This window comes from Bacillus sp. NTK071 (assembly GCF_017303315.1).
GTDB lineage: Bacteria > Bacillota > Bacilli > Bacillales > Guptibacillaceae > Guptibacillus.
In genome coordinates this window covers 575105-590081 of record NZ_JAFKOI010000001.1, presented here as the reverse complement: position 1 = coordinate 590081, position 14977 = coordinate 575105, and the positions used below count along the sequence as shown (strand labels likewise).

Genomic DNA, 14977 nt, shown 5'->3' with positions numbered 1-14977 from the left:
CCCTTTCTATCCCGTTATGCTGTATACGTTTCTTTTAAACTTTCATGCATATGATACGCCGCTGTTTTCCCTTGTTGAGCAGCAGACACAACCATTGCTTCACCCTGTCCTTTACCAAAAATAACGTCGCCACAAGCATATACCTTTGGATTTGATGTTTCCATCGTTTCATTATTAATCAGAATGACACCATCTTTATGAGCAAGCCCCAGTTCCTCAATAAAAGGTAGGTGTCTTTTTTGTCCAATCGCTTTAACTACTGCATCACATTCAATGATGAATTCTGAATCAGGGACTGGTTCTGTTCTTCGTCTTTCACCATGATCTGCTTTTAATAACCTCAATCTGATACACTTAATTCCTTTTACCTTTCCATCTTCATTTGTCATTATTTCAACTGGCTGTGTTAACCACCTGAACTCCACACCATCTTGCTTCGCAAACTCATATTCAAAATCATAAGCGGTCATTTCCTGTTCGCTCCGTCGGTAGAGGATTTTCACGTTATCAGCTCCAAGACGAACAGAACATGTGGCACCATCAATAGCTGTATTCCCAGCACCAATGACCACAACTTTCTTGTCTTTTAATTCAGTTGGGAATGGAGCTGCTTTCGTCATCTTCACAAGTTCAATTGCATCATATACGCCACTTGATTGTTCTCCTGGAATATTCAAATCCGGCACGCTTGCCATTCCGATAGCCAGGATTACGCGATCGTACCTAGAATATATTTCATCAAATTGGATGTCTTCACCAACTTTAACGCTTGTTTTGATCTTCACACCCAGGTTCAGAACCTGCTCCACCTCCCAAAGGGAGACGGACTTCGGCAAACGGAATGACACAATTCCATATGTATCAAGACCACCCGCCTGTGATTCTGCTTCATAAATCGTAACGTCGTATCCAAGAAGAGCCAGTTCACGAGCTGCAGATAAACCTGCTGGTCCTCCACCAACGATTGCTATCTTCTTTCCATTGGGCTGACCTTGTTTAAATAAAACCTGATCGTTTTTTATTGCCCAATCTGTTGCATAACGCTGAAGATTACCAATTAAAATTGGCTTAGTTGAATGGTTTAACACACATGCACCTTCACATAGCTCTTCAGTAGGACAAACCCTGGAACAACTAGCCCCTATAGGGTTTGCAGTCATGATGGTTTTAGCTGAACCTTTCATATTTCCAGATGCGATCTTCTTAATAAAAGTAGGGATATCAATACCGGTTGGACACGCAGTAATACATGGTGCATCATAACAATACAGACAGCGTTGGGATTCTTGGAATGCCTCTTGATTTGTTAGAGATGGAATGACTTCCGTGAAGTTTTTCTGTAGCTCTTTCTGAACCGATGATTCTAGCGAACTCATAAACGTCCCCCCTATAATTAATATAAAAAGCAGGTGTGTTTCACCTGCTTTTTGATCTTCAAGGTAACAATGACGTCATTTCTCCGTAAGTTTCAGGACGTCGATCACGATAGAACTGCCACGTATCTCTTACTTCTCGTATTAATTTTTTGTTCACTTCCCCAATAATTACCTCATCCTGATCACGTGAACCAGTTGCAACAAAATTCCCTCTAGGATCGACGAGATAGGATTGTCCGTAAAATTCCCCCATATTCCATGGCCCTTCTGTACCAACACGATTTATTGCACCAAGATAGTAACCATTTGCAACAGCATGTGCAGGTTGCTCTAGCTTCCACAAATACTCTGACAATCCAGCTACTGTCGCAGAAGGATTAAACACAATTTCAGCTCCATTCAAACCTAGAAGCCTTGCTCCTTCTGGGAAATGCCGATCGTAACAGATATACACACCAATTTTTGCAAAAGCTGTATCAAAAACAGGATATCCTAGGTTCCCAGGTTTAAAATAATACTTCTCCCAAAATCCATGACCGTTTTCCCCTACTGCTACGTGTGGAATATGCTGTTTTCTGTATTTACCAAGATAAGAACCATCAGCATCAATTACGGCTGCTGTGTTGTAATAAGTTGAAATACCTTCTCGCTCATAAATTGGTAGGATAATGACTATACCTAGTTCGCGGGCAAGCGATTGAAACCTAACCGTAGTAGGTCCTTCGGGTATTTCTTCTGCAGCGTCATACCACTTCTTATTTTGCTCAGCACAGAAATAAGGACCATAGAAAATTTCTTGAAGACAAACAATCTGTGCCCCTTTATCACTTGCTTCCTGAACAAGCTTTATATGTTTCTCAATCGCTTTCTCTTTATGAACTTCAACTGACTCATTTCCTTCCACATCATTTCTTGCTTGAATCAAACCGATTGTCACTGAATCCGCCATATGTAAACCCTCCTCTAACGCTCTTAATTTACTGAATTTTCTTTCTAATAAAAGTGTAGAAGATTGCTAGAAGTCGTGCACTATACAAAATGTAAAAAAGTTTTAAAGAAAATTAATCATAATGTCGTTGTTGTGAAATTTCTATAGATGGAATAGTTGATTTATGCTCCAGGATGCTAGCTTTCCACAAGGTGGGAGTCTAATCCCTCCCGCTGAGATTAGCTAAATGTGAATTTTTTATACATACCTCTATTAATAGAACTAGAAAAGTACAAATTGAAAAGCAAGCACTCGACGAAGAGTGCTTGCTTTTTTGTGAAGGAAAAGCGTAAAGAGAATATCTGCAATCCTTAATTATTCTTTCAAACTAATATCATTGCCTTTCATCAAGATGCTCATATAAACTTCGCGCATACCTACATCGTTACCGTTGCTGTATCTACTCCACCCTTTAAATCAATTAGTATAAAACACTGATCATCATTTTTATGGAAGCCATTTTCTTCTTCTTTAATTAGCTGAAGAAGTTTGTTTTTAAATTTAGTAATTGGTACTTCAGGATTGTCTTTCAACAAAGAAGAAAGAAGATGAGCATCATATGGATCAACGACACCATCCGTATACAAAAGTAACCTGCCACCTTTTGTGTATGATAACGTATTTCGTTTAAATGTAAGGTCAGTAAATGAACCTATTGGAGGGCTTGTAGAAGTGAGTTCATACTGCTCCCCTTTGCTATTTTGCCATAATCCAGGGGGATGTCCGGCATTTATGTATTCTATTGTTTTTCTTTCAGTATCAATGAAAAGATAAATAGCTGTACAATAATGCCACGTTTCCTCATTCTTTCGAAATAACCTATTCAGATGGTTATCTAATTCTTTAAAAATAACATCTGCTCTCATCCCTTTTGATATTAATCGTTGAAACAGGGATTGTAGCGACATTGTGATTAATGCTGAAGAAATTCCGTGTCCCATGACATCTAGTATAATAATTCCGTATTGATTTGGGTTAATAGTATAAAAACCATACATATCCCCTGATAATTCACTGGATGCTTTATAGTATGCTTCAATTTGCAACCGCTCAGAAACAATTGGTTCTGTTAACGAAGTTTCTTGAATATTCTTTGCCAGATGCAATTCCATCTGGGTTTCTGATTTGTATTTATCATTCTCTTTGTTCAATTCTATTAATTCTTTTTGTTTCATTTCTAGTTTATGAAGAGCGATCTCAAGATCCTTATTTGCTTTTCTTTTAGCAGACAAAGCACTCTCTGCGTTTTTCTTGGCAATAAGTAATTCATTCTCATATTCGTTCCGTTTGTTCATTTTAACAAAAACGCAATCAATTAAATGACTGTTTTTCCTTTGGACTGCATTAATCAGGACAGGAATTTCTTCGCCTTTTTCTGATGCTAAAGAGATATACATCTCCTCTACAGGTTTTTCTGCTGAGATTAATGGAATAAAGTAAAGCTGATAGAAAATACGAGCTGGAACAGAAAGTATATGATTGATATTCTTTCCAATTAATTGGTCCAACTCGTATCCAAGTACAGTAAGCAGTGTTTGATTAATAGCTAGAATACTTCCTTTTTGTGATAAAGTTAGAAAGCCGCAAGGTGCATAGTTTAATATGTCTTCCATTACCTTAGATCACCGAATTGAATTGTCCTTTCCATCGATTCGTTCAAATACTCTCGAATTAACTGCGCTGTCTCTTCAGGGAAACTCATATGTGGGCAATGCCCTGTTGCCTTCATTTGCTTAAACGTACTAGAGGGAAGATGTTGATGAAGATATTCCCCTACAGCAACTGGAGCAATAATGTCTTCTGCACACTGTAAAATGAGAGATGGAACAGTTACTTTGTGTAGATCAGCCCTTGTATCAGCAAAAAAAGTAGCTTTGGCAAATTGAAGAGCGATGATTGGATCTGTTGAGCAAAAGCGATCTTCAAGGTCCTGAGCAAGTTCTGGCCGTTCTTCATTTCCCATTGCTGTGGAGGCAAATATATGTGCCCAACCAATATAATTCTTCTCCATTAAATCTATTAATCCAAGAATTTCTTCTTTCTCAAACCCTCCAAAGTAGTTAGGAGGCACGTTCATATAGCATGGAGAAGGTCCGACCAAGATCAGGTCAGTAAAGAATTCAGGATGTTCCATTGATGCTAGCATACCTATTGTGCTCCCAACAGAGTGACCAACAAAGACTGCTTTTTTAAGATCAAGACTAGTACATACGTCAATGACATCTTTAGCATACCCTTTTAGCGAACTGTACCGTACTTCGTCATATGAACCTATGTCGGAATGACCTGACCCAACATAATCGAATAAAATGACTTGATAGTCTTTTTCGAACGTCTTTGCTACTGAATTCCAAACGTTCTGGTCACAACCAAGACCTGGAGCAAAGATTAGTGGCGTCTGGCCATCGCCTTTCAGGTTGACATTATTTCGTAACAGGATGCTATTATCCATTGCTATAAGCTCCTCTCACTAAGATTTAATCTTTCATTATTAAAAGTACTAGATAACTAAAATGAACTACTATAATTAAATTTGGAGTGTTTAATGTACGGAATATAAATACACCGAAATCAAAGAGGAAGTATGAGTTATCTTATTTTAACATGTACGTGTGTTGTATTGTACGAAAAATATCTTACTATTCAAAAAATATAGAATATTAATCTTTGTTATTGTTTCGAAAACTAAAATTGTAAACTATTCTAAGACTTCTCCCTTCTAATATAGCAGTAATGAAACGATATTGACTAAAATTGTCCTTAACTCCGTTATTGGCCATTCTCCACAAAAAAGGCTCACCGAGAACGGCAAGCCATGTTCACCTATAAAAATCTGCTCCGCTGTTCAGGCGTCGGGATCATACATGCCTCCTGCTTTCCAAACCACTTGTAGCGCCTTTTTGCAATAACATCATACAAGTTGTCCCTTAATCCGCGTGGGAGAATACGAAAAATAAGCAACAGGTTAAAGAGTCCTCCAAGATACTTCACAATATGAAGAGCTGCGTCAGACTTTACTAACGCTTTCCCATCACAAATGACAATAACACTATCTGGAACTTCTACCACTCCAGCTTCTCGTAGCAACTTTCCAGCTACTTCTGACTGCAATGAAGCAAATGAAAATATAGCCTTTTTATCATATTTAAACATAAACTTCACTAGGCCATTACAAAGATTGCATACCCCATCAAACAAAATCACATTTTTGGGTTGATCCTTTTTCACACTAATCACCTCGTTGTAACTCATGCTCAACATTTCACAATTTCAGTATACCACATACGCACTATTTTTTGATATGAATATGCTATAATTTTCGTGTTCAGTAAACTATGTAGCAAGGATGTTTGTTCATGTACTCTACTCAATCATTACGAGAAAAGATAAAACTACTATTTATCATTTTATACCCTATTCTTATCACACAAGTTGGGCTTTATTCCATGAATTTCGTTGATACCATTATGAGTGGTAGAGCTGGTGCAAACGATCTTGCTGGTGTCGCAATTGGTTCAAGTCTATGGGTCCCAATCTTTACAGGATTAAGTGGTATCCTACTCGCCATTACACCGATTGTTTCTCAATACATTGGGGCAAAACAACAAAATCGAGTCTCCTTCTCAGTCCTACAGGGCATCTACCTTTCAGTTGTACTATCAATATTAATTTTGGTTGCAGGTAGTATTATACTTAATCCTGTTCTACAACTTATGGATTTAAATGATAGCGTCAGAAGGATTGCGAAAGAGTATTTAATTGGTCTCTCATACGGAATCATTCCACTCTTTATCTACTCTGTACTCAGAAGCTTTATCGATGCACTCGGAGAAACAAGAACAACAATGCTAATTACACTAACTTCACTTCCAATTAATGTCTTCTTCAATTATGTTTTGATATTCGGTAAATTCGGATTTCCTGAACTAGGAGGTGTTGGAGCTGGGTATGCTTCTGCAATCACTTACTGGTTTATCTTATTTATATCATTAATTGTCGTTCTAAAAGTCAGTCCTTTCCGAGCGTACGCGATCTTCAAAAAGTTACATGGCATTTCACTTTCGGATTGGAAAGAACAGCTTAAAATTGGGGTTCCTATTGGCTTCTCGATCTTCTTTGAAGTTAGTATATTTGCTGCTGTTACGCTTCTAATGAGTACGTATACAACCGAAACAATAGCAGCTCACCAAGCTGCTATTAATTTCGCATCTCTTCTATACATGATTCCTCTCAGTATTTCTATGGCTTTAACGATTGCGGTTGGTTTTGAAGTTGGTGGCGGAAGATTTAAGGATGCAAAGCAATACAGCTATCTGGGAATTGCAGTTGCAGTGGGCATGGCCTTACTCTCAGCACTTTGCTTATTCATTTTTAATGATGCTGTTGCTAGCTGGTACACGAGTAATGAAATCGTGTTTGATTTAATTAAAGTCTTTCTTATTTATGCAATTTTCTTCCAACTATCCGATGCGATCGCTGCTCCAATTCAAGGAGCACTTCGAGGTTACAAAGACGTTAATGTAACGCTTGTCATGAGTTTGATTTCTTATTGGATTATTGGACTTCCTTCAGGTTTTTTGCTTGCTAAGTATACAGAATTTGGGCCTTATGGATACTGGGTAGGCCTTAGTACCGGCTTGTTTGTTGCTGCGGTTACCCTCTTTATTAGATTGCGTCATGTGCAAAGAACAAAGGTGCTAGTAAACAAATAAAAAGCGGATCCCAATTGGGACCCGCTTTTTTGTATTACTTATACATTGCCTGTGCTTTCGCCTGAAGCTCAGTATTTTCAAGGTATTCATCGTACGTTGCTTCTTTATCAATGATGCCTTTAGGTGTGATTTCAATCACCCTGTTAGCGATTGTTTGAATGAACTGATGGTCATGAGAAGTAAATATCATGGCACCTTTGAAATTCGTTAGTCCATTGTTCAATGCTGTGATTGATTCAAGATCCAGGTGGTTTGTTGGATCATCAAGAACAAGCACGTTCGCACCGCTCAGCATCATTTTAGATAGCATACAGCGAACCTTCTCCCCACCGGAAAGAACACTCGCTTTCTTCAATACTTCTTCACCAGAGAATAGCATTCTTCCAAGGAAACCACGAAGGAAGCTTTCACTTTGATCTTCAGGTGAATATTGACGAAGCCAATTCACAAGATTGGTATCTACGCCCTCAAAATACTCTGAGTTATCTTTAGGGAAGTATGCTTGAGACGTTGTAATGCCCCATTTATACGTTCCGCTATCAGCTTCCATTTCACCCATTAGAATTTTGATTAGTGTCGTATTCGCAATCTCGTTTTTACCTACAAGTGCTACTTTGTCATCTTTATTCAGCATAAAGCTAATATTATCAAGCACTTTCACACCGTCGATTGTTTTCGTTAAACCTTCAACGTGAAGTACATCGTTTCCGATTTCGCGATTTGGAGTGAAGGCAACATACGGATATTTTCTTGAAGATGGCTTAATGTCATCAAGCGTAATTTTATCAAGAAGTTTTTTACGTGATGTTGCTTGTTTTGACTTCGATGCGTTCGCACTAAATCGCTGAATAAACGCTTGAAGTTCTTTAACCTTTTCTTCCTTTTTCTTGTTCGCATCTTCTTTCATTGTACGAGCAAGCTGGCTTGATTCATACCAGAAGTCATAGTTTCCTACATATACCTGAATTTTGCCATAGTCGAGGTCTGCCATGTGCGTACACACTTTATTTAAGAAGTGACGGTCATGGGATACGACAATAACAGTGTTTTCAAAGTTAATAAGAAACTCTTCAAGCCATTGAATTGCATTTAAATCAAGGTTGTTTGTAGGCTCATCAAGTAAAAGGATATCCGGAGAACCGAACAATGCCTGAGCAAGAAGTACCTTTACTTTCTCAGAGCCAGTTAAATCTGAAAGCTTTTTATAGTGAAGATCTTCTGAAATACCGAGTCCTTTAAGCAATACTGCAGCATCGGACTCTGCTTCCCAACCGTTTAAGTCAGCAAATTCTCCTTCGAGTTCAGCAGCTTTCATGCCATCTTCATCAGAAAAGTCTTCTTTCATATAAATAGCATTCTTTTCCTGCATCACTTCATAAAGTCGTGTATGACCCATAATAACAGTGTTAAGCACTTCGAAATCTTCATATTCAAAGTGGTTCTGCTTTAGAACCGCTAGGCGTTCACCAGGTCCCATGTGAACATCACCTGTTTGTGGCTCAACTTCACCAGATAAAATCTTGAGAAATGTTGACTTACCAGCACCGTTTGCGCCAATTAGTCCATAACAATTTCCCGGGGTAAATTTAATATTAACATCTTCAAAAAGCTTACGATCACCATATCGTAAGCCGACATCTGTAACAGTAATCATTTAGGTCGTATTCCTCCATCTATCGTAATATAGTCAAGATTATAACATGGATAGAGCCGAATAGATATGAACGCATCAGAACTTATTCATCAAAAGGATAGATCCAGAATGATTCTTGCTTGATGAACGTCATAATGTCAGAATTCGGATCTAGAGAGCCATCGTCAAGACGAGCAACCATGGCTTCTGTTTGTGAGCGGTGGGCCTCAATTGTTTTAATTTTGGTATCTAGTACATCCATCACATCGAATACTTTATCAGGTTTACCCAATACCGCTTCACGGTCAGGTGTGATTGGAAGAGTGTACAATGTAGGTCGATTAGCAGCTGGCAACCTTTTTAAGGTTTCCACAACCGCTGCTCCACAAGCATCGTGGTCCGGATGAATACCATACCCTGGATAGAATGAAATAACAAGTGAAGGCTTTAATTCATCCACCAATTTACTAATCGTCGATACAAGAAGTTCTGGATCTTCAAATTCAAGTGTTTTATCGCGAAAGCCAAGCATACGAAGATCATTAACTCCCATTGCCTGACAGGCATCTTTCAATTCTTTCTTCCTCACTTCGGGTAGCGTTTCTCGGGTTGCGAAAAATGGATTGCCCATATTGCGACCCATTTCTCCAAGTGTTGCACATGCGTACGTAACAGGCACGCCTTCATTTACAAATTTCGTCATCAACCCGGCCGTTCCAAATGCTTCATCATCCGGATGTGGGAAGACTACTAGGACTTGTTTCTCCATCATGTATTCCTCCTTAATCAAATGGCGTATAGCTTAATTGAAGCGCAACCGCCAGACGTCCACTATCATCATGACCAGCCATAAGCAGTCGACCATCATCTAATTGATAATCCGTTAACCCTTCTGCATACATCCAGCCTTCCTTAAGTTTAAATCCAACACGGAATGGCCCAGTACCGGCTATTTTCACATTCGTAAATTGAAGTGAGCCATTTCTTATGTATGCTCCTACTGCAAGCTTCTCTTTATTTTGAGCTGCATATGCTCCACTTGTTGTTTCAAGATGGAAATACAAATCTTTGTTTTCAAACGTTTCAAGAATGTCTTGAACATCTTCTATTTGAATAGGCTTCATCCTATTGCCCCCTTCTTTCTTAGGCCAGCTAGCTAAAACTAGTATAGCCTATCTATCGAGTCGGGTAAAATGATTGATATTACTGTACCTCCTTATTAGACAAGCATTGTTTTTTTCCGTTATAGTTAACTGTTGAACAGAAGCGAATAATTGATACTCGGAGGTTTTACTTATGCAACTATATGAAACATTTGATATTCCATTAGAAATACAGAACAGAATTCAAGATCGCCGTGATGCCAATGACAATCCTGACCATTATTTAATTGGGTCAGAGGGCTATACAGCACCTAATATGTCAATTGTTAAAGATGCCGTTACAGCATTAATTCTAGGTAAAAATGTTCTATTGAAAGGTCCAACTGGAGCAGGTAAAACAAAGCTTGCTGAGCTTATTAGTTATTTCTTTAATCAACCTATGTATTCGATTAACTGCTCGGTGGATCTAGACGCTGAAGCACTTCTTGGCTATAAAACTCTCACATATGATGACCAAAACAATGCCCATATTACTTTCATCCCAGGACCAGTTGAAAATGCTATGAAAAATGGTGAGCTACTATATATAGATGAAATTAATACAGCGAAGGCTGAAACACTACCTATATTAAATGGTGTACTTGACTATCGACGCATGGTTCTAAATCCTTTTACAGGAGAAACGGTCCGTGCTAAAGAAAACTTCGGCGTCATTGCAGCCATCAATGAAGGTTATATTGGTACTGCTCCATTAAACGAGGCACTAAAAAATCGCTTTATTGTTATTGAAGTTCCGTACTTACAGGGCTCTGCATTAAAAGAGATGCTGGACGAACAGTCTTTACTTAACGATTCAGATAAACTTGATCAATTCGTAACGTTATCAACGGACCTCCAATCCAAGGTAAGAGACGGTCAGATTTCAGAAGAAGCTGCATCACCTCGGTCTCTGCTTGATGCGTGTGACCTTACAACGTTTATGGAAGCAAGGCGTGCAATAAAGCGTGCGATTACAGATAAACTTGAAGAAGAACGCGAAAAAGCAGCTGTAGAAAACATTGCAGAAACAATTTTTGGTCGCATTCAGGAGAAAGGATAAATGAAATTTCTTAACTTTGCGGAGAATCAGACGGATCCTTTTCTCCATTTGAGCTTATCTGATCTCGCTGAAACATTAAGTAACAGCGAAAGCGAAGTTCAATTTGCCTTTCACTCCTATTACAGACCGGCTGAGAATTTAATTACAGTTAGCCACTACTGGAATGATATATTTGACGGTAGACAGTTCGATGGAATGAAAAGTGATATATATTTACGTGCGCTTGGCAATGTCTCCTACACTGACTTTACTGCCGTCGATCACTATCTTTCATCTCTACGCACCAAAAATTATCCATCATTTAGGAAGCAACTTTTTTCCCTTTTAGAAGACATGCGAATTGAATCCCTTTGCATTTTAAAGAGACCTGGTATGAGCGATGCTTTTGAAACAAGACGCTCTCTTTTTCAAAAACGGTTCCGAGGTCGGTTAGAAGTACACAATCGACAGAATCAGATCATCGATTCGCTTTTCTGTGCCATTTATCTTCAAGCGATAGGAAAACCTGTTTCTGTTGGGGAAAGCCTTGCTACCTACAAACCTTACTTGCGTCATTTGATTGCCGAAATCCGTAAGGCAAAGTCGACTAAAGACGTCTCTGTTCTAACGAATGCGTTTTGTGATGAACTAAGTGCAGATCATGCAGACATGACGACTGAATATTTAACAATGTACGGGACAGCTTCCAATCCTTCAACATTCGTTGAAGACGAGCAGGCTCGAGAGTTAAAAAGTGATGATACGATGGAAACGACTGATAAAGAAGATAAAGAAACGTATGATGAAGAAATGAACACCTGGCACGAAGAACAGGAACAAGAAGGGTCTAACTTCCTTCAATTTGATTTAGAGGAAGGTGCAAAATCTGACCTTATTGGTGAAGGGGAACGAAAAGAAGAGTCTGGTGATCAGGCTTTCGTTAGTGTGCAAGGGGCTTCTAAGCAATCAGAAGGCAGTCAATTCGATGAAGAAGCTCTTCTAGACAGCCGTGATACAAAAGCTGTTGCATCCGCTCAAGATCCTCTTGGTGAAGCGAATCGCAATGTGAAAGAAGTCATTCGAAACGCAGAAAAGCCTTCTGGTCAAGATCAAGAGTCGTATCGTACTGCGAAAGCAGAGATTCAATATGCTGAGAAGTCTCTTCGTACTGCAATTCAAAAGACAATTGAGCAAAAACAAATTGCACCTAGAAGTGATCTCCATTTCGGAAGATTGAATCGAAAGCTACTAAGACTGTTAACAGATGAAAATCCTCGTCTGTTTTATAAAAAAAATGCTCCAAGCACTAAGCTTGACGTGACCTTTTCACTTCTCGTAGACTGTTCGGCATCAATGTACGACAAAATGGAGGAAACGCGTTTAGGAATTACGCTTTTTCATGAAACGTTAAAAGGACTCGATATTAAGCACTCGATTACAGGCTTCTATGAAGATGCATTCGATGCAGATGATCAGGAGCAACCGAACACTTTGTTTCAAATCATCGATTACAATCGTTCAACACAACCGAACGAGGGTGCTAAAATCATGCAACTTGAGCCTGAAGAAGACAATCGAGATGGCTATGCGATTCGTAAAGCCGCTGAGGAACTCGCTGAACGGAATGAGAAGCATAAAATACTATTAGTGTTTACTGATGGTGAACCGTCTGCATTCGATTACAGTGAAAATGGCATCGTCGACACACATGAAGCCGTCATACAAACGAGGAAAAGAGGCTATGAAGTAATCGGTGTTTTCTTATCGAACGGGGAACCCCAGGAAAAAGAAAAGAATACAATGCGAAATATTTATGGCACACAAAGTATTGTAATCCCATCTGCAAACGAGATTCCTGCTTATTTAACCCCTCTTCTGAAACGATTATTGCTACGATTTGTGTAACATTAAGAAACCGCGTCCATTACATTACGCGGTTTCTTTCACATTATTAACTTGCTATAAATATGCGTGAGCTCGTCAACGCTCATCCTGACAAGGCCACTTGTTGATGGTGCTACAAAGTCACGCACTCCTTCAACTTGATTAGTCGGTTGAAATCCCCAATCAACCTTTTTGATTCCTGAGAATCTTTGGTAAACACCTTTTCCAACAAAACAATTGATTCTCGGACGATACATTTTAATTTTTTTGTGGAGGCTCTCTCTCCCTTTTGCATAGTCTTCAGCAGTTAAGTCGGCAGCCCCTCTTGTAGGACGATCAACGATATTCGTTAACCCATATCCATATTCAAGCAGCCTGTGATCTTCTTCTGGCAAAAGTTTACGGTGAGTAAGGCCCGCTTCTTTTAAAACAGTGTAAAAACGATTTGTCGGATTAGCATAATGATGACCTTCCTCCTCCGATTGAAGGCCAGGATTAAAACCGATAAACACTATTGTAAGCTCATGAGCAAGATGGTCTGGTAACATTTATTTTCACTCCTTACTTTCAAGTATACCGTAGTGAAATTTAGCTGTTTTTCTTTTTAATTGTTGAAAACCTAGACGTTCAAATCGAGTGCTTTTCCAAAAATCTTTCAGTATTACCCTTTTCCTAGCAACACGTCTCGCTTCTCTTAGCATTTCGTCTGTTAATGGATCGTAAAGAGCTACCTGTTTGATAGCATGCACACCGTCTGATTCAAGTATGGAGTTCTCAAACATGGGATCAAAATACACTACATCAACAGACTGATCAGCTAAATAGGGCAAGACATCTTCGTAACGATTATGCTTTACCGATACCCTTCTCATAGCAGCATTAATCTGTTCATTTCCGCTCTGCCACGTCTGAAGCCCTTCTTGAAGAAGAATCGCATGCTTAGAGCCTTCAAGTGCCTGCACACTTCCAGTTTCACCAGTAACAAGACTTGCAACGATACTGTCTGAACCTAGTCCAGCAGTACAATCTAGTAAACTCATCCCTTCTTTAAGGCCACTTGCATTGATAAAAGCATCGGGACGATTATTTAGAATAGATTTACATCGAAACATCGCGGAATTCGGGTGAAAGAAAACGGGTTCTTCAGCGTTATTCGTATAGAGAAAGAGTCGGTCAAATCCGGTTACCACTACAGGGGCATTATATGTGTCGATAAAATGTTGAAGAGTCCGCTTTTTTCTAGGTATGTATGTTCCATTGTATTCTATTGATAGTCTTGTGGCTTCAAGAATCAAAGCATCTGTTGGTCTTCCTGCTGTTGTATAAATCATTTATTCATAACTCCTTTTTGTATCTCTATTATACCATGCGATGAGATGTCCTCTTTAACACCTTAAGTAGATATTTTTCACAAACAAAAAATGCCCAAAGGGTTAACGGCTGCTGTTTTAATATACAAATTAATAGTAGTCAAAAATATTTATAGTTAAAAGCAATCCGCTTTAAAATAAAACATTTTCAATAATAAAAAGCCCACAGAGTCTTCTTTTATACTTAAAATGCACAGTGGGGTCTCACCTATCCCACTAGTCCCACAAGAGTCAAGCACCTTCCCTTCCAATGAACTATGAAATGAGGTTCTCTATAGAAAAATTTTTAAAAGCAACAATCTTTTAGAGAAGAGCGATTTAAAAAGAGACCGGTTTACCCAGCCTCTTTCTCCTTATTTCAATTTAATTTGCACACCTTGACTTTCCTGTGTATGAATGGTTTTCTTATTGTTCTTATGCAAAGCAGTTCTTTTTATTGAGCTTGTTACATCGTGTATCATATCCCCCACATCATGAGCTGACTCGATTAAAGGGTCAACGGCTTCCATTTTCCCTTTTACATCAACCGAAATTTCGTTGGCTTTATGAATCAGTTCTTCTGCTTCATCTGAAATGCCGTTTACAGAATTCCGGACGCCAGACAGCGTCTCTTTTGTTTCTGCCAATGTTGTCATAACTTTTCGTAATGTCAAAACTAAATAGACGACGAGAACAATAAACGCGATGGCTACAAGGGTAACACTCCACTCAATTATCAAGACCACCTCCCTCCTACTCTCTAAGTCTATGAGGTTAGGGGTTAGGACATTCCTTAGTTACTAGATCTAGAGACCTTAATACAAGAAGCCCCTATAACAGAAGGAACATTTTCT

The 14977-nt window shown here is 38.9% G+C and carries 14 protein-coding genes; 3 read left to right on the top strand and 11 right to left on the bottom strand.

What is annotated here, in order from left to right; translation table 11 throughout:
* Positions 1 to 14: 14 nt before the first annotated feature.
* The 5 genes from JI666_RS03020 to JI666_RS03000 form a co-directional block, all read right to left on the bottom strand.
* Positions 15 to 1376, bottom strand: coding sequence for an NAD(P)-dependent oxidoreductase (locus JI666_RS03020; protein WP_206888772.1), 1362 nt, complete (start codon positions 1374 to 1376; stop codon positions 15 to 17).
* A gap of 58 nt (positions 1377 to 1434) precedes the next feature.
* A complete protein-coding gene (locus tag JI666_RS03015) occupies positions 1435 to 2325 on the bottom strand; it encodes a nitrilase-related carbon-nitrogen hydrolase (protein WP_206888771.1) in 891 nt (296 codons plus the stop codon).
* A 416-nt stretch (positions 2326 to 2741) separates the two neighbouring features.
* On the bottom strand, positions 2742 to 3977 hold the full coding sequence (locus JI666_RS03010) for a SpoIIE family protein phosphatase (RefSeq protein WP_206888769.1): 1236 nt from the start codon (positions 3975 to 3977) through the stop codon (positions 2742 to 2744).
* The gene (locus JI666_RS03005; RefSeq protein WP_206888767.1) at positions 3977 to 4816 is read right to left on the bottom strand and encodes an alpha/beta fold hydrolase; all 840 of its coding nucleotides are present in this window, start codon (positions 4814 to 4816) and stop codon (positions 3977 to 3979) included. Before JI666_RS03005 ends, JI666_RS03010 begins: the two co-directional genes overlap by 1 nt.
* A 371-nt stretch (positions 4817 to 5187) precedes the next feature.
* A complete protein-coding gene (locus tag JI666_RS03000; protein WP_349769293.1) occupies positions 5188 to 5592 on the bottom strand; it encodes a thiol-disulfide oxidoreductase DCC family protein in 405 nt (134 codons plus the stop codon).
* Between the two features lie 128 nt (positions 5593 to 5720).
* On the opposite strand from JI666_RS03000, the gene JI666_RS02995 reads away from it, so the two are divergent.
* Positions 5721 to 7076 (top strand): MATE family efflux transporter, encoded by a 1356-nt coding sequence (locus tag JI666_RS02995; RefSeq protein WP_206888765.1) that lies wholly within the window; start codon positions 5721 to 5723, stop codon positions 7074 to 7076.
* A gap of 34 nt (positions 7077 to 7110) precedes the next feature.
* Here JI666_RS02995 and JI666_RS02990 read toward each other — a convergent pair whose 3' ends face one another.
* From JI666_RS02990 to JI666_RS02980, 3 genes are all read right to left on the bottom strand, one after another.
* A complete protein-coding gene (locus JI666_RS02990; RefSeq protein WP_206888764.1) occupies positions 7111 to 8730 on the bottom strand; it encodes an ABC-F family ATP-binding cassette domain-containing protein in 1620 nt (539 codons plus the stop codon).
* A gap of 82 nt (positions 8731 to 8812) precedes the next feature.
* Positions 8813 to 9478 (bottom strand): bacillithiol biosynthesis deacetylase BshB2, encoded by a 666-nt coding sequence (gene bshB2 / locus JI666_RS02985; protein WP_206889291.1) that lies wholly within the window; start codon positions 9476 to 9478, stop codon positions 8813 to 8815.
* A gap of 13 nt (positions 9479 to 9491) precedes the next feature.
* Positions 9492 to 9833 carry a YojF family protein gene (locus tag JI666_RS02980; protein WP_206888763.1) on the bottom strand — a complete coding sequence of 114 codons (342 nt, stop codon included), beginning with the start codon at positions 9831 to 9833 and terminating at the stop codon, positions 9492 to 9494.
* A gap of 172 nt (positions 9834 to 10005) precedes the next feature.
* Between JI666_RS02980 and JI666_RS02975 the strand changes: the two genes are divergently transcribed.
* Together JI666_RS02975 and JI666_RS02970 are read left to right on the top strand one after the other, a co-directional pair.
* Positions 10006 to 10911, top strand: a complete 906-nt coding sequence (locus tag JI666_RS02975; protein WP_206888762.1) for an ATP-binding protein — start codon at positions 10006 to 10008, stop codon at positions 10909 to 10911.
* On the top strand, positions 10912 to 12795 hold the full coding sequence (locus tag JI666_RS02970) for a vWA domain-containing protein (protein ID WP_206888760.1): 1884 nt from the start codon (positions 10912 to 10914) through the stop codon (positions 12793 to 12795).
* A 38-nt stretch (positions 12796 to 12833) separates the two neighbouring features.
* Here the strand turns inward: JI666_RS02970 and JI666_RS02965 are convergent, their stop codons facing one another.
* The 3 genes from JI666_RS02965 to JI666_RS02955 form a co-directional block, all read right to left on the bottom strand.
* A complete protein-coding gene (locus tag JI666_RS02965) occupies positions 12834 to 13322 on the bottom strand; it encodes a mismatch-specific DNA-glycosylase (RefSeq protein WP_206888758.1) in 489 nt (162 codons plus the stop codon).
* Positions 13323 to 13328: 6 nt separating this feature from the next.
* Positions 13329 to 14105, bottom strand: coding sequence for a class I SAM-dependent methyltransferase (locus JI666_RS02960; protein ID WP_206888757.1), 777 nt, complete (start codon positions 14103 to 14105; stop codon positions 13329 to 13331).
* Between the two features lie 392 nt (positions 14106 to 14497).
* On the bottom strand, positions 14498 to 14863 hold the full coding sequence (locus JI666_RS02955) for a DUF948 domain-containing protein (protein WP_206888756.1): 366 nt from the start codon (positions 14861 to 14863) through the stop codon (positions 14498 to 14500).
* Positions 14864 to 14977 lie beyond the last annotated feature (114 nt).